Below are 22,290 nucleotides of genomic sequence, written 5' to 3' on the forward strand. Positions count from 1 at the left end.
CAAAGAAATTCCCATGATTAACAGTGAAACCAGAGGGTTTGTCCCCTCGCTGAACACCGTCGTGAGCGAGTCCGATCTTCCGGCCGAAACTGATGTCGTCGTCATCGGCGGGGGGACGGCAGGCGTGTCGACCGCGCTTTTCCTCGCGGAGAAGGGCGTTCGCGTTACCCTCTGTGAAAAAGGCGAGATTGCCGCCGAGCAGTCGTCACGCAACTGGGGATGGACGCGTCAGATGGGGCGCGATCCGCTCGAGATGCCGCTCACGATCCAGAGCCTCAACCTCTGGCGGACGCTCAAGAATCGTTTCGGCATCGAAGCGGGCTATAAGGAAACCGGTATCGTCTACGTCTGCAAGAAGGACTGGGAGATCCAGCAGGCGAAGGGGTGGGCCAAGACCGGCAAGGAACACGGCCTGCCTCTGCGGGAGCTGACATCCCGCGAGATCAAGGACATGATTCCGGGCATCGCCAGCGGCCAGAACTATGGGCTGCATACCGCGACCGACGGACGTGCGGAACCCGCGCTTGCCGTTCCCGCCTTCGCCGAGGCGGCCCGCCGTTTGGGCGCCAAGATCGTCACCCAATGCGCGGTGCGTGGCTTCGAGAAATCTGGCGGCGCGATTTCGGCGGTCGTCACAGAAAAGGGCACGATCCGGTGCACTTCGGTGGTGGTCGCGGGCGGCGTCTGGACGCGTCCGTTCCTGCTCAACATGGGCGTGCATCTGCCGCAGCTCAACATCATTGCCGCGGCGGCGCGGCTGGAGGTGGCGGCCAACCAGCACAATGGACCCGATTTCCCCATGGGCGGTGCAGACTTCGGCCTGCGCAAACGCTCTGACGGCGGCTATACCGTGGGTCCGCGCAACATCAACATCGCCCCGATCACGCCCGACAGCTTCCGCCTGTTCTCCGATTACCTGCCGGTTTTCATGAAAAGCTGGCGCGAGCTGCGTCTGCGGTTCGGCAAGGACTTCTTCGACGAACTGATGGCGCGCAAGCGCTGGTCCCTCGATCAGGTCACCCCCTTCGAGGCGGTGCGGGTGCTGAACCCCGATCCCTCCGACTGGATGCTCGAACGTGCGCTGAAGGGCATGCGAGAGACGCTCCCCGCGTTCAAGGACGCGAAGGTCACCCACGCCTGGGGCGGGGCAATCGATGCCACGGCGGACGGTGTGCCGGTGATCGACGGTGTCGAGCAGGTGCCGGGCCTCTATATCGCTGCGGGCCTGTCGGGCCACGGCTTCGGGGCAGGGCCGGCGGTGGGGCAGCTCATGTCCGAACTGGTGACGGGCACACGCCCCACGGTCGACCCCGCCCCCTTCAAATACAATCGCTTCCGTTCCACGAAGCGCTTCGCAACATGGGGGCCACAACAGGCGTCAGCCTGACCGGCCCCGATGCGGGGGACTGCCCCGCTTGCCATCCTATGACCAGAAATGGAAGGAATATCCATGAGCTACGTCCCGAGCGACACCCGCTATGACAGCATGATCTACAACATTTGTGGAACCAGCGGTCTCAAGCTTCCGGCGATCTCGCTGGGCCTGTGGCACAATTTTGGCCATGACACCGCCCATGACACGAAGCGCGCGATCTGCCAGACCGCCTTCGACCTCGGGATCACCCATTTCGATCTGGCCAATAACTACGGCCCGCCCGCCGGCTCGGCCGAGGAAGCCTTCGGGGAAATCCTGCGCACCGATTTCAAGGGCTACCGCGACGAGCTGTTGATCTCCTCCAAGGCCGGCTGGGACATGTGGCCCGGGCCCTACGGCGATGGCGGGTCGCGCAAGTATCTGATGTCTTCCTGCGACCAGTCACTGAAACGTCTGGGCGTGGACTACGTGGATATCTTTTACTCGCACCGCTTCGATCCGAACACGCCGCTGGAGGAGACCATGGGCGCGCTCGACAGCATCGTGCGTCAGGGCAAGGCGCTCTATGTGGGGATCTCGAGCTACAACTCCGAGATGACCCGCAAGGCCGCCGCGATCCTCAAGGAACTCGGCACGCCCTGCCTGATCCACCAACCCAGCTACAACATGCTCAACCGCTGGCTCGAGCGCGACGGTCTGAAGCAAACGCTGGCCGAGCTTGGCATGGGGTCGATCGTCTTCACGCCGCTGGCGCAGGGGATGCTCACCAACAAATACCTCAAAGGCATGCCGGAAGGCAGCCGTGGCTCACGCGGTGCCACCCTGAGCGAGGACTTCCTGTCGGAAGATAACATCGAGAACATCCGTCAACTCAACCGTATCGCCGAAAGCCGCGGCCAGTCACTGGCGCAGATGGCGATTGCATGGTGCTTGCGGGGCGGGACGATCACCTCGGCGCTGATTGGCGCATCGAAGCCGCAGCAGGTCATCGACTGTGTAAGTGCACTGGGCAACGTCGAATTCACTGCCGAGGAATTGGCCGAGATCGACCGGTACGCCGTCGAGGGCGACATCAACCTCTGGGCCGGTGCCACCAACAGTTGACCGGAGTTTCCCGATCCGGGTCCGCCCCCTCCAATCGAGGGGGCGGGGCCATCATGCGGACTGGACGTGACCTTGAACACCTTGAACACGTATTTGGGGCGGCGGGTGACGATCACCCGGCGCACCGCCCGGTTGAGGCGGCGCAACGCAGCCTCGCCAAGATCGGGCCCGACGCGGATGATGACATCGCCTACAACGATTTCTACCAGCGGCACAGGCGCCTCTGGGGAGACATCCTCTTTCTGCTTGTCCAGGAAGGCCTTACGCCAGCCGAACAGCTGCGGAGGCGAAATCCCCAGACGGCGGGCCAACGCGGAAACATTGGTGCCAGGCTCCAGCGCCGCTATGACAGCCTGCGCCTTGAACTCATCCGACCACCGACGCCGCTCGCCGACCGGCGCACCGTCCAGCCGCTCAACGAACGCCTCGACCAACTGCAAGCTACCAGTCGCAGGCATAGGCGTAGAACTAGTCGTAGACATGGAACCTCGGCGATCACGAGGCTCTTGATCTCGTAGCGCCTGGCCATCAGTTCGAAGAGCATGGAACTCTGGGCCTTCACTCCTTTTGCGANGTAGACATGGAACCTCGGCGATCACGAGGCTCTTGATCTCGTAGCGCCTGGCCATCAGTTCGAAGAGCATGGAACTCTGGGCCTTCACTCCTTTTGCGAAGCAGAGCCCCCTGACTCCCCACTGTGGGGATGCAGTCCCCATAAAACCGCCAACCGGGCGGTCATGCCGATGATCCATGGGGCGGTCGGCAGGATGATGAAAATCCGGACCAGGTGAAACGCGGTCACCACGGCGATACCCTCCTGCAGCACCTTGGCAGTCAGCGCCATTTCGGTCACGCTGCCGGGAGCGGTTGATAAAATCATCACCGGCCAGTGCTGACCGGTGATCCAGGCTAAGCCCAAGCCCATTCCGGCGCAGAGCGTTACCATGGCGAGCGAAGATCCTATCGCAGCGAGGACGAAGTTACCCGACTGGCGCAAAAGATCGCGATCAAACACCGCGCCCAACCAGACTCCAAGAAAGATCTGGGCGCCGACCAGAAGCGGATAAGGATAGGCCGTAACCGGAAAACCCAGCGATGCTGCCAAAGCGGCACCGCCGAGCGATCCCACGAAGAAGGGGTTTCCCAACTTCAGCGCACGGGCCACGAACGCCCCAGCCACCCCAAAACTGCACAACAACAACGCCCCAGTTACCGTCCAAGGGATCATGCGGAGCACTGCAATAGGGTCGTGAATGCCGTCGGACAACGCAACCAAGGCCGGCGGGATGAAGATCACCAGCATCATGATGCGTAAGGTCTGAGCAAGGATGACCGGTCCGGGTGCAACGCCATGATGCTGGGCCAGATTGGCGCTCTCGACCGGTCCCATTGGGATCGAGGAAAGTGTCGCCGTGATGACATCCACCCGTGCCATGCGCATCAGAAGGGCGGCTACGGTGAAACCAGCGACTATGGTGAGAAGCGCCGCAGTGATCATCGGAGCGAACAGGGTAGACAGCGCTGCAACTGCAGTTGGTGTAAACGAGAGGCCTACCGAGGTGGCCACAATCATCTGGCCTATTGGACGCGTGACCAGCGGCACCTGAACTGGTAGGTCCGAAAGGCGCACGACTGTGGCGAAGGCCATCGCGCCCGTCATCCAAGGCAACGGCAGATCAAGCCAGTTACCGATGGCCCCGCAGAGAACCGCGCCCGCATAGATCAGCAGGGTGTGTTTCAACTGCGGAACGCTGATTCGAAAATTTCGCATCATCTTCTCCCAGCGAGTGAGTGGGACAACTCCCATCAGCCGATGGCGATACCCCGCGCCCGCCGGCGTTTGGCCGCCCTCTGTGCACAGGTCGCGGCCACGCGTGTCACCAACCACAGGCCCGGCAGGTTCCCAGTCCCGAGATCGTCCACCCAGGGAGGTGGAGCGAGACCGTGAACCAAGCTTGAGCTCGTCTCACTGATCAACCACCGAACCATCCTTGTGCAATCTGGTGACCAGGCCAAGTGGTCTGTAAGGGAATTTCTGTTCGGCATCGTCACGCAGGGCGATTCCTATCCCCGGCGTGTCGCTGATCTTCAGAAATCCTTCGCCATCGTGACGTGCGGCGCCCTCGAACAGAAGGTCCGTCTCTGGCCGCTGCTCCGTCACGTTCCATGTATCGTTCGGAAACTCTTGCACCACGAAGGTTGGTGCCGTTGCGGCTATCTGGAGACAGGCCGCCGTGGAGACCGCACTGAGCGGATTGTGCGGCACGACACCCGCATGGGAAGCCTCCGCCAAGACGGCGATCTTCCTGGCGCCCGAAATCCCGCCAACAATGCAGACGTCCGGTCGCACCAGTTGAACGGCGTTCCGCGCCAGGAGCATCTGAAACTCCCAGAGCGACGTTAGTCGCTCACCAGTTGCCACGGGTATCGCAATCTTGCCGGCTACATAGGACATCTCGTCAAGATTGTCGGGAGTTACAGGATCCTCGATGAACAGCGGGTGAAAGTCCTCTATGCCGCGGCCAAGCTGTACCGCCTCGTAGGGTTTTAATCGACGATGTATTTCGATGCACAAATCCACCTCCCGACCGGCAATGTCGCGGTATTGTCGAACGGTGTCGATGGCGTCACCGATAAGTTCGGCATGGGACTGATAGTATGGCTCTTGACGTGGTGTGTCGAGGAATGGCGTCAGATGACCGACAGCGGTAAAACCAAGAGACTTGGCCCGTTCGATACCTGAAAAAAGTTCCTCTTTGGTCTCTCCAAATACGTGATAGTAGCACCGTGCGCGGTTTCTGATCTTTCCGCCAAGAAGCTGGTGCACGGGCACACCGAACCGTTTGCCCGCAATATCCCATAAGGCAATGTCGATGGCGCTGATCGCCGCCATCACCGCCGACCCTCTGAAGTGCGCCCAGCGGTACATGTACTGCCAGTGGTGTTCAATCTGCAAGGGGTCCTTTCCCAGCAGATAGTCCCTGAAGCGGATGACGGCTCCGGCCGTCGCCTCCTGGAATCCCCAAGCGCCACCTTCGCCAATTCCCACAGTGCCGTCTTCGGCTGTGATGCGGACGAAGAAATACCTATCGATCAACAGGCTTTCGACAGATTCAATACGCATGGTCAGCTCCCAAGTTTCAAGTTAAACAGATGAGATATCGAGCTGGTTATCTTCGGCCGTTCTCCGGCGGAAAGCTGAATTCAGGCAACGCGGTACTGCTTCAGCACGTCATAATTCGGATCGACACCGATCCCGGCCACGTTCGGAGGACTGACGGTGCCGTCCTTGTTCAGAACCAGCGTGTCGCGATAAATCTCACCCCACATGGGATCAAAATTCTCGCGGTAATATTCTAGAATCAAACCGTTCGGTATCGCGGCAACAAGGTGAACATGGATGTCCTGTGAACCATGGGGAGCGATGTCCAGATCGTTAGCCTGCGCAAGAGCGGCAACTTTCATGAATTCAGTTACACCGCCCAGGATCTTCGCATCTGCATTGAAGATGGCTGCAGCTTCATGGGCGATGAGATCACGGAAGCCATAGCGTGTATATTCGTTCTCGCCAGTCGCGATGGGGATAATTGTCTGGTTCGCAAGTTTACGGTGTCCTGCGTAATCGTCGGGGGCCACGGGCTCTTCGAACCAAAAGATATCATAGCGTTCAATGCGGCGGGCCAACTGGACGGCATCGTACCAGCGATACGCACAGTTGGCATCGACCAGAAGCTTGACCTCGGGTCCGATGGCATCGCGGACGACCCTGATACGTTCAACATCCTCAGCAATCGGGACAGCACCGACTTTAATTTTGATCGCGCGCGCGCCAAGTCTGACGTTTTCCTCCATCTCGGCCGCAAGTTCCTTCAGGCCCTTGCCGTCTTCGTAGTAGCCGCCAGCGATATAGGTCGGCACGGAATCCCTGTAGCCGCCAAGCAGCTTGTAGAGCGGAAGATTGGCAACCTTGGCGCGGATGTCCCACAATCCGATGTCTATGGATGAAATGGCGCGCGTGGTCAGGCCACGCCGACCGATCAGTTTCGGCACCCACATACGTGCCCAGAGACGTTCGACATTGACCGGATCCTGGCCGATCAGCAGCGGTTTGAGATGCTCTATGGTCGCGCGCCAGATGTCACCACCACTACCGAGGCCGATACCCTCGATCCCCTCATCGGTTCTGACTCGCACCAGCGCGAATTCGACATCAGTGTAGGTATGCAGCCCGTTGGTGATCGGACGGGCCCGGGGCCATCTGTATTCTTCGGTGATGATTTCGGTGATTATCATGAGAGCTCCTGTGACTGGTTGGATTGTCCGGAAAGATCAGGGGGAGGATGACCGACCGGCGCGTCACCGGTCGGCTGACTAAAAATCACCGAAAATAGTCGCGCACCTGCTGCGCGGTCGCGCGTGCGGTTTCGGCACACAATCCTGTATAGGCCGTGGGATCGAGAAGCCGTTCGATGGCAGCAGCGTCGAGGTGTGCGTTGACCCTGGGATCCTCGGACAGCAGTTCCGAGAAAGACCGCTTCCGGGTCACTGTGTCCTGGGCCGCGTCATAGACGACATCATGCGCCTCCTGTCGGCCGATCTGGCGTCCGAGTTCCAGCATCACTGCCTCGGCCATGATCAGACCACCGCTCATGTCCAGGTTCTGGCGCATCCGTTCGGGGTGCAGTTCAAGACCAGGGAACAGCTCGACCATCCGGGCCAACATGTCGCCGACCGCGATACACGCCCTGCTTTCGGCCGTTCCGATCATCAGGTGAGTGGTGCGATCGGCCTCGTGCTCTGTCTGCATCGCTTCAAGCGCAAGCGGCACCTGCGAGCGGATCTCGGCGGCATAGCCGACGATGTCCTGGGCGAATTTGGGATTGCGCTTCTGCGGCATGGTAGAGCTGCCCACTGTTCCGGCGGGCACAGGCTCCTCGACTTCACCGAATTCGGTCTTCATGAGTTCATAGACTTCGCGTCCGATCCGGCTGCAGATCGACGCGAGCATGCCCATGTGCAGGATGTTCTCGGCGAAGCCATCCATGATTGCCCGCGATGGAACGTTGCGGGCCGTCATGTTCAGTTCACGCGCAAGGCCCTCCTGGACCTTGCGCCCGTCCTTTCCGAGCGAGGCAAAGGTGCCGGCCGCACCGCCGAGCACGGCGGAAAAGATGCGCGGCTCGGCCTCGTCCATACGTTGCAACTGCCGCAAAAGCTGATCGATCCATCCTGCAACCTTGAAGCCGAAGGTGACCGGGACCGCATGCTGGCCATGGGTGCGGCCTGCCAGCGGCATATCGGCTGTTTGCTCGGCCATGTCCGCCATGGCGGCGAGGATCGTGCGAAGCTGACCGCGCAGTTTTTCGTGCACCTTCCGCAGGATCAGCAGGTCGCCGCTTTCCATAATGTTCTGCGTCGTGGCCCCCCAGTGGACCCAGCCACCGTGTGGTTCACCAACCTTCCGGGAAAGTTCCCAGATCAGCGGCACCAAAGTGTGTGCGGTGCGGTCAAAGGCTTCGTCGATGCGCCCGCGGTCCAGAAGATCAAGATGGGCTGCAGCGGTGATGGCCTCGGCCGCTTCGGCCGGTATCATGCCGATTTCGGCCTGGGCGCGCGCCAGTGCCGCCTCGACATCAAGCCAGGCCTGCCAGCGGCATTCGACGGTATAGAGTTCCCGAATTCCGGGATCCTTGACGCGGCTTGCGGTGGATGCATAATCTGACATGGTTTCCTCCCTTTCATTTAGGTCTGCTGACGGTCGTAGCGCGAAGGCGCCCGCCGGATCGGTGAAGTTTCCGGATGCGCCTACCGCGTGGTTCCCTTAGAGTTCGCCAGCTTGGAATCGGCGCGGCGCCACACGATAAAGGCTGGACGAAAATGGCATCTGAAACCAAAATTGGCAGGCGGAGTGACATGCAGTTGATCATCCGCTGGATTTGCAATCGACGTTGGGTGGGGACAGAGTGAACGGTAAAGACAGATCCGAAAAAGACCGCCCGCCGCATCCGCGTGTGACGCTCAAGGATCTTGCCGAGGATCTCGGTATGTCGGTTTCGACGGTCAGTCGCGCCTTTCAGAAAGGTTCGCCGATCTCTGATCGCGCCCGGGAAATAGTTCTGACCCGCGCCGCTGAAATGGACTACAAAGCAAATCCTTTCGCCAGAAGTCTTGTCGGCAAGAAAAGCCGCATCGTCGGCGTGCTGGTGTCGCGGATCAGTTCGCCATTCTATTACGAGATTCTCAACCGTATAGCCGAGCATTTGCGCGAGGATAATTTGACGCTGATGCTTGTCGCTGGTGAGCATGTCCATGAATTGCAGGAGGGCCTGAATATGCTGATGGCATATGATCCTCTTGCTGTGCTGGTGATATCCAGCTTTTCGGATGCGGATTCGATCGCGCTGTCGCCGACAGCCCGGAATAAATTGCTTTATTTCAACCGGGTGCCTGCGGATTCCCTTGTTTTGGGCGTTGCATATGATAACCGAGCCGCAGGCGCCCGTATGGCAGATTACCTGATCGGCCTCGGTCATCGTCGGTTGGCATATCTTTCCTCGGGGATGGACTCCTCTACCGATCATGAGAGGCATCAGGGATTCAGCGCACGTTGTGCCGAAACGGGTTTGAACCAGCCATTGCTGTTCGGAACCAAGGGTTTCACCTATGAGGCGGGAATGGCAGCGGCGGCGGACGTCGTGGCGCGGCTGGACGACCTTGATGCCGTATTCTGCGCCGCAGATATTCTGGCGCTTGGACTGATGGACGGGATGCGGCACCATTTTCATGTCTCGGTTCCCGAAGATATTTCGATCGCCGGTTGCGACGACATCGCGATGGCGGGTTGGCCTTCGCACTCTTTGACGACACTGCGGATGCCACGGGATACGATTGTCCGGGAGCTCATCAGATTGTTCAGGTCCATCATCGACGATCACCGACCGTCGCCCGAAATTATCCGCGTCGCGCCCGGCGATGTCGTTGTCCGCAACTCTACCGGGCACAATGTGCGGCAGTGACGACAGGCGGCGGTCATGCCTGGTCCCCCGATGCCATCCGGGAGTCAGGAACGAGAAGAATCTTGCCTACATGTCCCGCCGACTGCATTAGTTCATGGGCCGCCCGTGCCTCTGACATCGGCAGGACGGTGCCGGTCAGGGGCTTGACACGACCGTCTGCGAACAGGGGCCACACATGGCGCACGAGTTGCGCTGCTATCTCTGCCTTGGAGGCATCGCTGCGGCTCCGCAAGGTTGAACCCGTAAGCTTCAGCCGTTTCAGCATGACCGGCATGAGGTCGATCTCGACCTTTGACCCCTGTGCAAAGGCAAGCTGCACGATCGTCGCTCCGGGTGCCGCTGCCTTGATGTTGCGCGCGATGTAGGGGCCACCGACGATATCGAGGATTACATCTGCGCCACCTGCCTCGGAGCGCAAAACAGTGACAAAATCCTCCTCGGCATAGTCGATAACCCGGTCAGCCCCTAGCCTGCGACAGAAAGCGCAGCGTTCTTGGGGACTTTCTGTGACGAAGATGCGGGCATTGCATGCTTTCGCGATCTGGATGGCCGTCGAACCGATGCCGCCCGCACCGCCATGGACCAGAAGTGTCCCGCCCTCAGGCAGGATGCCGCCGGAAAAGATGTTGCTCCAGACTGTGAAGAAGGTCTCGGGCAAACCGGCAGCGTCGCGCAGCGAGACACCTGGCGGAAGAGGCAAACAATGGGCAGCGTCGACCGCGACATATTCGGCGTAACCGCCCCCGTTCGTCAGGGCGGTCAGGGTATCGCCCACACTCCATCCTGACACATTGTCGCCAACCTGCACCACCGTTCCCGAGACCTCCAGGCCCAGCAGATCCGAGGCCCCCTCGGGCGGCGGATACAAACCCAGACGCTGCATGATGTCGGGCCCATTGACGCCTGCTGCCGCGACCTGAACGACCAAACCACCCGCTCGGACCGCGGGCATCGGCCGGAGCCCCAGGGCCAGCACCCCGGGGCCGCCGGGACCCTGCATTTCGACAACCTTCATCCGCTCGGGAAACCGTGGATCCGAGTTCATCGCGCACCTCGTTGTGTCTGTTCCGCCTGAAGGCGTTCAGTAGTTGCCGCTCCGGAAAACCCGGTCGAGGCGCTCGGCATCCTCCCCCGTCGGCTCTTCCCACGACTCTCCGCGGCGCCGAAGCGCTCCAGTGAATTCCGGCTTTCGCTTTTCGGTAAAGGCGCGGCGCCCTTCCTCGCCGTCGGCTGTGGCGTGGATCAGAAGAGAGTTCATCATCGTCTGAACCTGCCAGGCTTGATCCGTCGGCATTTCGCCGAAGCGGATCACGAACTCCTTCATCATGCGCACCGCGACGGGAGGCAGCTCGACGATCTTCCGGGCGATTTCCTCTGCCCGCTCCATCAGCTTTTCATGGGGAACCACCTCATTGACGATGCCGATGCGCAGCGCCTCGTGCGCGTCGAAGGGTTCGTCCGTCAGCAGAATTCGCATGGCATCGGCATAGCGGATTTGACGTGTCAGCAGCGTCGCGCCCGGCCCGTGGCCGACCCAGCCTTGGGAAAGCAGCGCGAATTTGAACCTCGCGTTCTCGGCACTGGCGATGCGAATGTCCGTCGAGGACAACAATGTGTAGAATCCGGCACCCGCAGCCCAACCGTTCACTGCAGCGATCACGGGCTTCCAGACGCGCGGGTAATGATCCCCCATGCGGCCATCGGTGCCGATCTTCTCGCCATTTATCGTGCGGCCCAAGGGCCAGAACGCCCGCCGGGTCTGAAGGTATTCTCGTTCCTCCTCGGTGATTTCGGGGGCCAAGTGCAACTTGTGACCCCCGCAGAAATGCCGGTCGCCCGCGCCGGTCAGGATGGCGCAACGGATGTCGCGGTCTTCCCACAGATCCTGCCAGGCCTCGGCCAATTCGTCAGAGGTTTCACGGTCCATGACGTTGGCCTGAGCCGGGTTGTTCAGGGTGATGTAGGCGACACCATCGCGTTTCTCGAAGTTTATCGGCATGCTTGTTCTTTCAGTTGTGGACGGGAACCGTGCAGGCAGGGATTCACCCGACGAGTCCCTTCTCTTTGAGCGTTTCGATTTCGGTGTCAGAAAGGCCGAGGATTGACCTGAAGACGTGGTCGTTATCGGCGCCCAGTTCCGGCGCAGGCTCCAGATTGCCGCGCCAGCCCGTGTCGGCATCGCGCCAGGGCAAGGAATAGCTGTACTTGCCGGGTTCCATCTCGACGAAGCCGCCCCGGAGGCTCAGGTCCGGATCCTCGATGGCTTCGCTGAAGTTCCGGGTGCGCATGGCTGGGACCGCGGTCGCGGCGAGCCGACGCTCCAGCTCCCGTGAATCGCTTGTCGCGCACCAGCGAGCGATCGTTTCGTGCAAAGTTTCGCGTGCGGCAAGACGATCCCCGTGCGTCGGGAAACGGGCCGCCAAATCGGGCTTGCCCATCAGACTGCAAAGCGCCGACCATTGATCATCTGACTGCACCGCCAGAGCAAGCCAGTCATCGGCGCCGGCGCAGCGGAAACATCCGCCCGGGGCGGATTGCCCGTCGGAGGTTCCGCCGGGCCCGTCTCCCGCGCTGTCCAGCGACAGCCGCAGGATCGCCTCGGGCAGCAGGCTGACCGTGCTTTCGAGCATTGAAAGATCAATGTATGCCCCTTCACCCGTCTTGCGACGATGGCGGATCGCCGCGAGTATCGAGAATGTCTCCCACATCGCGGTGACGGGATCGGTCCAGATGGGCAGAATTCCCATCGCCTCGACCATGGGGTTTGGCTCTCCGATCAGCCCCGCCCGACCACTATAGGCCTGAAGCATGGTGCCATAGGCGAGGGCGTTGCGCTGTGGCCCGCTGCGGCCAACGCCCGAGGCCGAAACATAGATCAGGTCATTGCGGATCCGGCTCAGCTCGTCGTACCCAAGGCGGTATTTCTGAAGCACCCTTGCCGAGAAATTCTCGACCACCACGTCGCTGACAGCCACCAACCGGTGCAACAGATCCTGGCCAGCCTCGGTTCTGATGTCGATGGTGCAGCTCAGCTTGTTATTGTTCAGCATCTGGAATGAATCGCCCCGATTGCGGTGTTCGGCTCGGGTGTGGGATTCGATCTTGATGACCTCGGCGCCCATCAGCGCCAACATCTTCGTCGTCATCGGACCGGCGACGACCCAACTGAAGTCCACGATCCGCACACCCTTGAGGGGCATGAGACCGGTAAGTTTTTCTTTGGACATCTCAGGGTCCTTCTGAATTTCTAAACGGTTGGAGCACGACAAGGCATCAAAGCAGGCGGTTCCGCCCCAAGCGCCTCCCGGAGGTCGTGACGATCTGCCCGGGCAGCCCGGGAACCGGAACCTTGGTCCCGTCCGGGCCAGACAGCCGGTCAAAGAACTGACGGTGAAGAAGCTGGGCATTCGAGAGCAGCTGCGCGGGTCTGCTGACCGGAAAGCAGGCGACGCCGGCGGCCTGCGCCTTTTCCGCGATATCCTCCGCAGCCTGAGATGCAGACCAATCGCTCATCAGCGCCAGAAGCTCTTCCCATTGGCTTTTGCGCACGTCGACGGTGCCACAAAGATCTCGATCGCGGGCCCAGTCAGGGCTGCCCAGAACCTCCACCCACCGTTCCCATTGATGCTGTTCGCGGGGCGACACCATGAAATAGCCATTCCGCGCCGGCAGCAGCCAGCTTATTCCCCCCGCTGGCGCTACGCCCTGACGCGGGCCGCGCCCGCGCGCGAAGTTGCGTTCGCCGCGTATCCATTGCCGAAACTCGTCGAGCAAAAGACTCGTGTAGAAATCCTGACTGGCAAGATCTATCCGCGGTGCGTTCTCTCCGGTTTCGGCGACAAGAAGCCCCCAGACCACTGAAAGCGCGCCACAGACGCCGACGGCGAGCGGCGCCTCATGATCCGCGGCCGCCAGAGGGGGCTGACTGGCCGGATCACTTACGGGCCGGGCCATGCAATGGGTCAAGCCCGAGCGGTGCTGAAGCAGGAAATCGCTGTCCGGCACATCCGCCTTCGCTTCAAGCCCCAGCGGAGAGATGCTCAGGACCACCAGCCCCGGAAATTTTCGGCGCAGGCTTTCGGTCGTGATGCCCTGACTGCCTAATGCGGCGTCAAGCCCACTTTCCACCAGAACACCTGCCGTTTCCAAGGCGCCCAGCAGCTCGTTGGCCGCGTCCTGAGTTGCCGAACCGGCGGTGCGACAGGATTTACCCGCGTTCAGGAAATCGAAAAAGGCACTTGCCGGATCGGACTGGCCGTTCTCCTGTTGTGGCCAGAATGGCCCCTTGCGTCGTTGGGCCGAACCGCCGGGCGGCTCCAGCTTTAGGGTCGTCGCCCCCATATCAGTCAGCAACCGGGCCGCAAACTGTGAGGCGATGTCATCGCTCCACTCAACGACGCTCACTCCTTCAAGCAACATTACTCAATTCCAGTCGGTTAGGGTCATGCCGTCTGACGGGGCAGAGGCGTTCTCGGGTTTCAGTCTCTGATTCAGCTGCGCGGGCCTTGGCACCGTCAGCGTGTCGTCGCATCGAGCACATCCCTCAGCGCATCACCGAGTAGGTTCAGCGCCAGCACGGTTACGAAGATGGCAAGGCCGGGAAAAACGCTCATCCACCACTGGTCGCCATAACGCATGGCCGTCGACAGCATGGAGCCCCAGGTTGGCTGCGGCGGCTGAACGCCAAGTCCTAGAAACGACAGCGCGCTTTCGGTGATGATTGCCTGCGCGGCCTTCAGCGTAGAATAGATGATGACGCTGCCACGCACGCTGGGCCACACATGCCGCCACATCAGCCGCACAGGCGACAGGCCGATGGCCTTGGCTGCCTGCACATACTCAAAGCTGCGGATCGCGATGACCTGACCTCGGACCAGTCGGGCGAAATCGGGCACATTGACGATCGCGATGGCGATGATGGCGTTGGTCAGGCTGGGCCCCAGTGCGGCCACAATCGCCAACGCGAGGACGATTGCCGGAAAGCTGAGCAGACCGTCGACGATCCGCATCAGGATCTCGTCCAACCAGCCACCGAAATAACCCGAGATGACACCCACGGCCGAACCGATCAGGAGAGCCCCAATGATCGAGATCGCCATAACCTGCAGGGATGCCTGACTCCCGTATAGAACACGGGTCAGGATGTCGCGTCCAAGTTCGTCGGTGCCGAACGGATGTGTCCAGGACGGCGGTTGAAGGAAGCTTTCGTAATTGATCTCAAAGGGAGAGTGCGGCGATATCACGGGGGCAAGAACCGCCGCCAGAACAAGCAGGACCATGACCGTGCCGCCAATCATCCCCAGTCGGTGGCGAAACACCCGAATGGTGGCGCCGATGGCCTGGTTGCGCTTTCTGGGCCGGGACTTGTGCTCGTCTGCCACGGAAGAGGGGGAAAGGGTCATTGTTCCGTTCTCGGGTCAAGCAAGTTGTAAAGAAGATCGGTCAGAAGATTGACAATGATGACCCCCAAAACGACGATCAGCACACCGCCCTGAAGAAGCCCATAGTCACGGTCGAAGATCGAATTCGTGATCATCCGCCCGAGCCCCGGAAGCTGGAACACCGTCTCCGTCACCACGGCGCCCCCCATCATACCGGCGAACTGCAACCCGACGACCGTCACGATCGCGACCAGGGCGTTCCGGAACCCGTGGATGGCCACCACGCGGAATTCACTTGCCCCTTTAGCACGTGCCGTGCGGACGTAATCGGCTGAAAGAACCTGGATCATCGCCGCTCGCGTCTGCCTGGCGACAATGGCCACATAGGCGGATCCAAGCGTGACGACCGGCATGATCATGTGGGTCAGGTTCGCCACGGGGTCTTCGGTGAAGGGCACGTAGCCAGAAGGCGGTAGCAGGCCCAAGCGAAGGGTGAACAGCATGATCAACAGGATGCCGACCCAGAAAAATGGCATCGCCAAGGCCGAAACCGAAAGTACGCTAACTGCGGCATCGACCCAGGTGTTGCGCCGGATCGCTGCGATCATTCCGAGCGGCACACCAATCACGACGGAAAACACCAGCGAGAGGGTCGCAAGTTCAAGCGTGACCGGAATTCGGTCCATCAGGATACTGACGACAGCCTCGCCAGACTTGAAAGATTTGCCCAGATCGCCGGTGATTGCGTTTGTCAACCAGTTCCAGAACTGGATGACGATCGGATCATCGAGACCCAATTCTTGTCTGATCCGCTCGCGTGCCGCCTCGGGGGCATTTTCCCCAAGGATAATTAGGCTCGGATCGCCGGGCAGCGCCACCGCCACTGCAAAGATCACGGCGCTGACAATCAGCATGACCGGTATTGCCTGAAGCAATCTACGAACGAGAAGTCTTAGCATCCGCGCGTCCTCCTTTACATCGACGGGTCCATAAAAAGGAGCTCATCCCAGCCCCCCCGCGCGTTCCCGGGCAAAGACGGCGGCCCGACTTTCCCTTATCTTCGTCTGCATCGCGTCGATCATGGCACGGTGGTCAGAGAGCACCTTACGGCGGTCGCGCAGACATTCGCTTACGACATGGGGAGCAGGCCCACCGATAATGTCGCGGCGGGCCACGTTCAGCACCGGATTCAGCGCTTGGCGCAGGGATGCTTCCGAGATGTCGAGCCGCCTGCCAAGAACGGCCTGTCCCGCATCGATGACATCGCAAACCGTGATCTGGTCGGCCCGCTTGCCATTCCCGATTGCCTTGCCAACCACCGCCGCAACGATATTGTGGGAGGTGCGGAACGACAGGCCAAAGTCCCGCACCATCGTATCCGCCAGTTCCGTCGCCGTCCCGAACCCCCTGGCCGCCGAAATTGCCATGCGTTCGGGAAAAACTGACATCCGTTCCAGCACTTCTGTCATCAGACGGAGGCTGCGGATCGTGATCTCAGCCGCTTCCCGAACGGGGGTTTCAACCCCCGCAGCACCGTCGATCACTTCGGAGAACGTCGTGTTCTTGGCAACGGCAAGCGCCGCCGTCAGACATCCGGTAACGCGCGCCGCTTCAGCCCGAAGATGTTCAAGGCAAATCGGGTTCTTCTTCTGCGGCATGATGCTTGAAACCGACGAATGTTCGTCTGCCAGCTCGATGAACCCGAACTCCTGCGTGCTCCAGCTTTGCAGATCGACGGCCAGCCGGGAAACCGCGGTCATCAGCACGGCCAGAGCGGCGGTGGCCTCTTGCCCGTCGTCACGGCTGGATACGGCATCATAGGCTGTTTCGAGCAGGCCATCGAAAGCCAAGTTTTCCGCGCAATAGACCCGATCTAGCGGAAAGCTGGTTCCGGCCAAGGCACCGGCGCCGAGAGGTGACTGATTGGTGTGGCGCAGCGCCTCCATACACCGATGCCAGTCGCGTTGCAGGTGATCGGCAAATGCGAGGAAATAGTATCCCATCGTTATGGGCTGAGCGTGCTGGCAGTGCGTGTAGCCCGGCATCACGGTTTCACGATGATCTTCGGCAAGATCTAGAACCGCATGTCGCAGCCTTGCGAATTCGCTGAGAAGGCGCAGCATCGTCTCGCGCAACACCATCCGTCCAGACGTGGCGCCGAGGTCGTTGCGGCTACGGCCGGTATGAAGCCTCCCTCCCACATCAGGCCCCAGCCGACGCGCAAGATACCGTTCTGTATAGGAATATAGATCTTCGACCGTGCCGTCTATTTCCAGCACCCCGGCTCCGAGGTCCTCAAGCTCCACGATTACCGCAGAAATGTCGGAGCAATGGGAAGACGACACTATTCCCTGCTTTTCGAGCATGCGCACGTGAACTAGGTGAATCCAGAGTTCATGGCTGAAACGGTGCTCGACGGCGCTATCCGTTTTGGGCTTCCAGAAACTTTCTGTCATCGTCGATGACGGAGGGCGCTTTACCCTTTCCCGCATCGATACCTCCCTCGCCACATACGCGGTTCCATTTCCTTGCCCTATCATGCCGGTTCCCTCTCGGAGAGGTTCATGATGTCCTGTCGAATGCAGGCGCGTGAGCGGGTCGACCCGCAGGTTTCAAGGACCGGAACGGTTTTGGCGCAAGCTTCGATGGCATAGGGACAGCGCGTGCGGAACACGCATCCGGACGGCGGAGAGAGCGGCGAGGGAATGTCGCCGTGCAGAACCTGACGTTCTTTCACCTTGTTGCGGTCGATTGCCGGAACGGCCGATAACAGCGCCTCCGTATAAGGATGCATCGGTTTCCGGAACAGATCCTCGGCCGTGGCAATCTCCATCAAGTGCCCGAGATACATCACCGCGACACGGTCGGCGATGTGCCGCACGACCGCGAGATCATGAGAGATGAAAACCATCGTCAGCCCCATGCGGGCACGCAGGTCTGACATCAGGTTCAAGATCTGCGCCTGCACTGAAACGTCCAAGGCCGAAACCGGCTCGTCGGCGACAATGAAATCGGGATTTGCGGCAATTGCTCTGGCGATGCCCACGCGCTGACGCTGACCCCCCGAGAATTCATGGGGATACCGGGTTGCCGCTGAACCCCGTAGACCGACCATTTCAAGCAGTTCGGCTACACGGGCATCACGCTCATGGGGCGTGTGGGTGATCTTATGGACTTCCAGCACTTCTCCGATGGCCTCGCCAACGGAAATGTAGGGATTGAGAGACGAATACGGATCCTGAAATATGAACTGCACCCGGCTGCGCGCAAGACGAAGCTGTGTCTTGTTCAGGGCCAAGAGACTGGTGCCGTCGAAATCTATGCTGCCGGCGGTGGGTTCAAGCAATCGTATCAGCATCCGCCCAAGCGTCGTCTTGCCCGATCCGCTTTCTCCGACAATCGCGAGCACTTCGCCGCGTCGGACCTGAAACGACACGTCCTTGACAGCCTGCACATACCTGTAGGTTGGCAGAACGGTCTTGCCCCGGACAGGGAACAGCTTTGTCAGCCCTTGGACATCCAGAAGTGTTTCTGAATTCTCAGGCATAGGCTTTCTCCACAAATTCCTTCCACCGCGCGCAACGTACACGCCTGCCTGGGTCGGCCTCGGCAAGGGGCGGAACGTTGTCGGTGCAAAGCCCCGTCTTTGCCGCCGTGCAGCGGGGCGCGAACCGGCAGCCAGTGGGCCAAAACATCGGGTCAGGCACGACACCTTCGATCGACGCTAGCCTGTCGACTTTGAAATCCGTCCGTGGGATGGCTTCCAACAGGGCCGCAGTATAGGGATGGACCGGTGCGTGAAGCACCTGCTCTGCCGTGCCGGTTTCCACGATCTGTCCCGCATACATCACAGCTATTCTTTCGGCGATTTCCGACACAACGCCAAAATCGTGAGTAATGAACAACATCGACATGCCGAGTTCGGCCTGCAGCCTACGCAACAATTCGAGGATCTGCGCCTGGATTGTCACATCCAGTGCCGTTGTCGGCTCGTCAGCGATCAGCAGGGCAGGCCGACAGACCAGACTCATCGCGATCATAACCCGCTGCCGCATACCACCGGACATTTCGAACGGCATGTTGTCCAGCCGGGTTGCAGGCTCAGGAATACCCACCAGCCTGAGTGCATCTTCGGCAATCTGGCGGGCCTCGCGCCGACTGACGCTCCTGTGGAGCCGCACGGCCTCGATGATCTGGTCACCAACCTTGAACAGAGGATTGAGCGAGGTCATCGGCTCTTGAAAGATCATGCCGATTGCGCCGCCGCGGAATGCGCGCATTTGTTTGGGTGACAGTGTGAGTAGGTCGCTCACACCACTCTCGGAGTGCCAGAGGACGCTGCCACCTATGCGTACCGATGGCAGCAGTTGCATGATGGCAAGGCTGGTGACCGATTTGCCCGACCCCGACTCGCCTACCAGGGCAACAGTTTCTCCCTTTCGAATAATCAGGTTCACATCCTGAATAACCTGGATCGGGTTTGAACGGCTTCCGAAGGAAATACTGAGGTCTTTGAGTTCGACAAGCACGGGCCGGGCATCGGTCATCTTCCAATCCTCACTGTTCGAGCCAGGCGGCCTTGAGATTGAACGCGCCGTTCTGTTCCTGGGTCAGACCATGTACCTTGTTGTTGACGATCCAGTGCTCCCTCTGTCCGACAAGTGTCACCTGAATGGCATTGTCGATTAGGTACTGTTGAAGATCGGCTAACAGGCCATTGCGTTTATCATCGTCAAGCGTGCCCCGAATCTGGTCGACAAGGTCGTATAGAGCATCAACACCCGTATGGTTTGCCCCGCCGTTCCGGCCATAGAGATTGGAAATATCCGAATTGGCAGCCGGAGAGCCCCAGCGGTGAAGCGCCATTTCGTAACGGTGACCATAGACCTTGTCGGTCCAGGACAGGCGTTCGAGCAGCTCCAATTTGGCCGGAATTCCAGCCTGCTGAAGTTGTGCCAGAAGAACCTGCGCAATGGTCGTATCAGGGTCACGCTGAATCAGCGTCAACGTGATGGGGGGGCCATCATATCCAGACTCGGCGTAGAGTTCTGCCGCCAACTCTGGATCATAGGTCACATCATTCAGATTCTCGGCATATTCTTGAGCATAGGGAGGAAAGCGACCCTTCATGACCATACCGGTTTCCGGATAGATCACTTTGAGGAGAGATTCGCGGTCGATCGCATGAGCGACCGCCTGACGAAGCTTGACGTTGTCAAAGGGCGGTTGAGTTAGGTTGAAAGACACCAGATTGAACAGCGTCTCGGGACCGGCAACCAACGACAGCTCAGGGTTTTCCTCGATCTTGGCATAATCGCGGGGCTGAATCGTGTCGATGATATGCACCGTCCCAGCCTCGGCCGCGATCAGTTTCGACGTCGCATCCACGATGACGCGCACTTCAACCCCGTCCAGATACGGAAGGTCGTCACCATTCTCACCCGTCTGCCAGTAGTCTTCGAATTTCGTGAACGAAATATGATCACCGCTCGACCAGGATTCGAATTTGAATGGACCAGTTCCGACCGGGTTGCGTCCGAAATCGGAGCCATGCTCTTCCATTGCAGTTGGCGATCCAATCATTCCGGATTCATTGGCAAGAGCCGAAATGATGACCGCTGATGGCTGTTTCATTGTCAGCTTCAGTGTATATTCGTCTACCGCCTCGGCCGACGCCAAGTCCCCTAGAAATTCACCGTTCCGCGTCGGGTTTTCGCTACTGATCATCCGGTTGAGGTTATAGGTAACAGCCTCAGCGTTGAGCGGCGTTCCGTCGTGGAATGTCACACCCTCGCGCAGCTGGAACGTCATGGTGGTATCGTCTTCAGAGATGGACCAATCCGTTGCGAGCTGTGGTATCAGCTTTCCCTGCTCATCCTGAATGAAAAGATTTTCATAGATCAGGCGGTAGGCTCGAATGTCTGTACCCGGTGCGTTACCAAACCCGGGATCAAAACTTGCTGGCTCGACATCCGTGGATTGTATTAAGATCCCGCCCCTGACAGGGTCGCTGCTCTGTGCAATTGCAGGATGGCTCACTGTCGTCGCCATACCGGCGAGCAACAAGGCGCCTACCAGCGCCGCATTCAAATCGCGCATAATCTCCTCCCTGATAAAATGGCCCGGCACGTTTCAGTTCACGCCGGTTTCCAAGACGACCCCAAGAGAACCTCCTCCACAAGACTCTTTGGGAACGTTACCAATACTGTGCAGGCGGAGGAACCAGTCTGTCAAGGACTGCATGTGGTTGAAAGATTGGAAATGGCGTCTCGGAAACCTGTTGAAGATATTTAAGACATCGCCAATCAACTGAAAATGTTCAACTTTATACCAAATTCTAATTTGCAGAAGGCTGTTGTGACCAAACCAATCGAACAGCGTCGAGCTCGCCGGAAGCTGGGTCATGTTGACAAAAGACGGACCCAGAGGCGGATGGACGTGATGTCTATGGAGCCAAGGAAGCTCTCGGCGGTCTTGTCGTAGCGGGTTGCGACGCGGCGAGCGTTCTTCAGCATGTTGAAGCACCGCTCGACCAAGTTCCGCAGGGCATACAGCGCATGATCGACTCCGATGCGCATTCTGCGTGATTTGCGCATTGGAATTTGGGTGAAGACGTTCCGCACCTCCTTTTTTTAATTGAGTCAACATCATAGCCTCTGCCGGCCAACAGGACGCTGTGATCTGGGACCTGGGATCTGGGAGATTCTCCGCGAGTAACGCGCGAAAGTTGGTGATGCCCTGAGGGGCGGCATACCATGGCGGTGTTCAGACGCCGTCAATTCTCAGCCGAGAAAGGGATATGCCACATGTCGGAGACTACCATCAGCACGCTGCCCGATCCATCCGGGTTTTCGCCGGATCCGCTGACGGACCTCATCCGGGAGGGTGCGCGCAAGCTGATCGAACAAGCGGTTGAGGCCGAGCTGGCAACGCTCCTCGCCGCGTTCGCTGAGGAAAGGCTCGATGACGGTCGGGCCAGGCTGGTGCGGCACGGACATTTGCCGGAGCGCGAAATCCTGACCGGGGTCGGTCCGGTCGCCGTGAAGGTGCCGCGGGTGCGGGATCGCAAGCCGGGAGCGGAGAGGATCTCCTTCACGCCCAGCATCCTGCCGCGCTACCTGCGCAAGGCCAAATCGGTCGAGGAACTGCTGCCCTGGCTCTACCTCAAGGGGGTCTCCACCGGCGATTTCGGCGAGGCGCTGGCCGCCCTGCTGGGGCCGGACGCCAAGGGCCTGTCGGCTAAGACCGTCACCCGCCTGAAAGCCAACTGGTGGTCCGAATACGAGGCTTGGGAAAAGCGCGACCTCGGAACCCGGCGGTTCCTCTACATCTGGGCCGACGGTGTCTACTTCAAGCCGCGCATGGCCGAGGATGTTGGATGTCACTGAGAACTGACCCAGCATTGTCATCGAGA

General features: G+C 59.8%; 17 protein-coding genes and 3 pseudogenes. 4 read left to right on the plus strand and 16 right to left on the minus strand.

Annotation, left to right across the window (positions count from 1 at the left end; translation table 11 throughout):
* Positions 1-13: 13 nt before the first annotated feature.
* The gene (locus VK682_RS11975; protein ID WP_324781987.1) at positions 14-1,387 is read left to right on the plus strand and encodes an NAD(P)/FAD-dependent oxidoreductase; all 1,374 of its coding nucleotides are present in this window, start codon (positions 14-16) and stop codon (positions 1,385-1,387) included.
* Positions 1,388-1,450: 63 nt separating this feature from the next.
* A complete protein-coding gene (mgrA, locus tag VK682_RS11980) occupies positions 1,451-2,479 on the plus strand; it encodes an L-glyceraldehyde 3-phosphate reductase (protein ID WP_324781988.1) in 1,029 nt (342 codons plus the stop codon).
* A gap of 236 nt (positions 2,480-2,715) precedes the next feature.
* Here mgrA and VK682_RS27365 read toward each other — a convergent pair.
* The 5 genes and pseudogenes from VK682_RS27365 to VK682_RS12000 all read right to left on the minus strand — a co-directional run.
* A pseudogene (locus VK682_RS27365) lies at positions 2,716-3,231 on the minus strand (transposase); the annotation flags it as partial.
* Positions 3,138-4,250 (minus strand): AbrB family protein, encoded by a 1,113-nt coding sequence (locus VK682_RS11985; protein WP_324781989.1) that lies wholly within the window; start codon positions 4,248-4,250, stop codon positions 3,138-3,140. The pseudogene VK682_RS27365 and the gene VK682_RS11985, both read right to left, overlap by 94 nt.
* A gap of 195 nt (positions 4,251-4,445) precedes the next feature.
* The gene (locus VK682_RS11990) at positions 4,446-5,603 is read right to left on the minus strand and encodes a mandelate racemase/muconate lactonizing enzyme family protein (protein WP_324781990.1); all 1,158 of its coding nucleotides are present in this window, start codon (positions 5,601-5,603) and stop codon (positions 4,446-4,448) included.
* 80 nt (positions 5,604-5,683) lie between these two features.
* A complete protein-coding gene (locus VK682_RS11995) occupies positions 5,684-6,772 on the minus strand; it encodes a mandelate racemase/muconate lactonizing enzyme family protein (protein WP_324781991.1) in 1,089 nt (362 codons plus the stop codon).
* A gap of 85 nt (positions 6,773-6,857) precedes the next feature.
* The gene (locus tag VK682_RS12000) at positions 6,858-8,204 is read right to left on the minus strand and encodes a class-II fumarase/aspartase family protein (RefSeq protein WP_324781992.1); all 1,347 of its coding nucleotides are present in this window, start codon (positions 8,202-8,204) and stop codon (positions 6,858-6,860) included.
* Between the two features lie 238 nt (positions 8,205-8,442).
* Here VK682_RS12000 and VK682_RS12005 point away from each other — a divergent pair, with 238 nt between their 5' ends.
* A complete protein-coding gene (locus VK682_RS12005; protein ID WP_324781993.1) occupies positions 8,443-9,495 on the plus strand; it encodes a LacI family DNA-binding transcriptional regulator in 1,053 nt (350 codons plus the stop codon).
* A 13-nt stretch (positions 9,496-9,508) separates the two neighbouring features.
* Here VK682_RS12005 and VK682_RS12010 read toward each other — a convergent pair whose 3' ends face one another.
* The 11 genes and pseudogenes from VK682_RS12010 to VK682_RS12060 all read right to left on the minus strand — a co-directional run.
* Positions 9,509-10,540, minus strand: coding sequence for an NAD(P)H-quinone oxidoreductase (locus VK682_RS12010; RefSeq protein WP_324781994.1), 1,032 nt, complete (start codon positions 10,538-10,540; stop codon positions 9,509-9,511).
* Between the two features lie 36 nt (positions 10,541-10,576).
* Positions 10,577-11,494, minus strand: a complete 918-nt coding sequence (locus tag VK682_RS12015; protein WP_324781995.1) for an enoyl-CoA hydratase/isomerase family protein — start codon at positions 11,492-11,494, stop codon at positions 10,577-10,579.
* Between the two features lie 43 nt (positions 11,495-11,537).
* On the minus strand, positions 11,538-12,722 hold the full coding sequence (locus VK682_RS12020) for a CaiB/BaiF CoA transferase family protein (RefSeq protein WP_324781996.1): 1,185 nt from the start codon (positions 12,720-12,722) through the stop codon (positions 11,538-11,540).
* Positions 12,723-12,768: 46 nt separating this feature from the next.
* Complete coding sequence (locus VK682_RS12025) at positions 12,769-13,914, minus strand: CoA transferase (protein WP_324781997.1); 1,146 nt, start codon at positions 13,912-13,914, stop codon at positions 12,769-12,771.
* Between the two features lie 95 nt (positions 13,915-14,009).
* On the minus strand, positions 14,010-14,897 hold the full coding sequence (locus VK682_RS12030) for an ABC transporter permease (protein WP_324781998.1): 888 nt from the start codon (positions 14,895-14,897) through the stop codon (positions 14,010-14,012).
* Positions 14,894-15,835, minus strand: a complete 942-nt coding sequence (locus tag VK682_RS12035) for an ABC transporter permease (RefSeq protein WP_324781999.1) — start codon at positions 15,833-15,835, stop codon at positions 14,894-14,896. The genes VK682_RS12030 and VK682_RS12035 overlap by 4 nt, the downstream gene beginning before the upstream one ends.
* Positions 15,836-15,877: 42 nt before the next feature.
* Positions 15,878-17,368 (minus strand): argininosuccinate lyase, encoded by a 1,491-nt coding sequence (argH, locus tag VK682_RS12040; protein ID WP_324782000.1) that lies wholly within the window; start codon positions 17,366-17,368, stop codon positions 15,878-15,880.
* Between the two features lie 44 nt (positions 17,369-17,412).
* Positions 17,413-18,423: an ABC transporter ATP-binding protein gene (locus VK682_RS12045; protein WP_324782001.1), complete on the minus strand. Its 1,011-nt coding sequence runs from the start codon at positions 18,421-18,423 to the stop codon at positions 17,413-17,415.
* Positions 18,416-19,423 (minus strand): ABC transporter ATP-binding protein, encoded by a 1,008-nt coding sequence (locus VK682_RS12050; RefSeq protein WP_324782002.1) that lies wholly within the window; start codon positions 19,421-19,423, stop codon positions 18,416-18,418. Before VK682_RS12050 ends, VK682_RS12045 begins: the two co-directional genes overlap by 8 nt.
* Before the next feature lie 10 nt (positions 19,424-19,433).
* Positions 19,434-20,975, minus strand: coding sequence for an ABC transporter substrate-binding protein (locus tag VK682_RS12055; RefSeq protein WP_324782003.1), 1,542 nt, complete (start codon positions 20,973-20,975; stop codon positions 19,434-19,436).
* A 302-nt stretch (positions 20,976-21,277) separates the two neighbouring features.
* Positions 21,278-21,564: pseudogene (locus VK682_RS12060) on the minus strand (transposase); the annotation flags it as partial.
* Positions 21,565-21,682: 118 nt separating this feature from the next.
* Between VK682_RS12060 and VK682_RS12065 the strand changes: the two are divergent.
* Positions 21,683-22,258: pseudogene (locus VK682_RS12065) on the plus strand (transposase); the annotation flags it as partial.
* Positions 22,259-22,290: the final 32 nt, after the last annotated feature.

The organism is Salipiger marinus (assembly GCF_035481585.1).
Taxonomy (GTDB): domain Bacteria; phylum Pseudomonadota; class Alphaproteobacteria; order Rhodobacterales; family Rhodobacteraceae; genus Salipiger; species Salipiger marinus.

Excerpts from the sequence above, each read along its gene's own strand:
- VK682_RS11975 (WP_324781987.1), top strand. The coding sequence starts at position 14 with ATGATTAACAGTGAAACCAGAGGGTTTGTCCCCTCGCTGAACACCGTC.
- mgrA (WP_324781988.1), top strand. The coding sequence starts at position 1,451 with ATGAGCTACGTCCCGAGCGACACCCGCTATGACAGCATGATCTACAAC.
- VK682_RS11985 (WP_324781989.1), bottom strand. The coding sequence starts at position 4,250 with ATGCGAAATTTTCGAATCAGCGTTCCGCAGTTGAAACACACCCTGCTG.
- VK682_RS11990 (WP_324781990.1), bottom strand. The coding sequence starts at position 5,603 with ATGCGTATTGAATCTGTCGAAAGCCTGTTGATCGATAGGTATTTCTTC.
- VK682_RS11995 (WP_324781991.1), bottom strand. The coding sequence starts at position 6,772 with ATGATAATCACCGAAATCATCACCGAAGAATACAGATGGCCCCGGGCC.
- VK682_RS12000 (WP_324781992.1), bottom strand. The coding sequence starts at position 8,204 with ATGTCAGATTATGCATCCACCGCAAGCCGCGTCAAGGATCCCGGAATT.
- VK682_RS12010 (WP_324781994.1), bottom strand. The coding sequence starts at position 10,540 with ATGAACTCGGATCCACGGTTTCCCGAGCGGATGAAGGTTGTCGAAATG.
- VK682_RS12015 (WP_324781995.1), bottom strand. The coding sequence starts at position 11,494 with ATGCCGATAAACTTCGAGAAACGCGATGGTGTCGCCTACATCACCCTG.
- VK682_RS12020 (WP_324781996.1), bottom strand. The coding sequence starts at position 12,722 with ATGTCCAAAGAAAAACTTACCGGTCTCATGCCCCTCAAGGGTGTGCGG.
- VK682_RS12025 (WP_324781997.1), bottom strand. The coding sequence starts at position 13,914 with ATGTTGCTTGAAGGAGTGAGCGTCGTTGAGTGGAGCGATGACATCGCC.
- VK682_RS12030 (WP_324781998.1), bottom strand. The coding sequence starts at position 14,897 with ATGACCCTTTCCCCCTCTTCCGTGGCAGACGAGCACAAGTCCCGGCCC.
- VK682_RS12035 (WP_324781999.1), bottom strand. The coding sequence starts at position 15,835 with ATGCTAAGACTTCTCGTTCGTAGATTGCTTCAGGCAATACCGGTCATG.
- argH (WP_324782000.1), bottom strand. The coding sequence starts at position 17,368 with ATGCGGGAAAGGGTAAAGCGCCCTCCGTCATCGACGATGACAGAAAGT.
- VK682_RS12045 (WP_324782001.1), bottom strand. The coding sequence starts at position 18,423 with ATGCCTGAGAATTCAGAAACACTTCTGGATGTCCAAGGGCTGACAAAG.
- VK682_RS12050 (WP_324782002.1), bottom strand. The coding sequence starts at position 19,423 with ATGACCGATGCCCGGCCCGTGCTTGTCGAACTCAAAGACCTCAGTATT.
- VK682_RS12055 (WP_324782003.1), bottom strand. The coding sequence starts at position 20,975 with ATGCGCGATTTGAATGCGGCGCTGGTAGGCGCCTTGTTGCTCGCCGGT.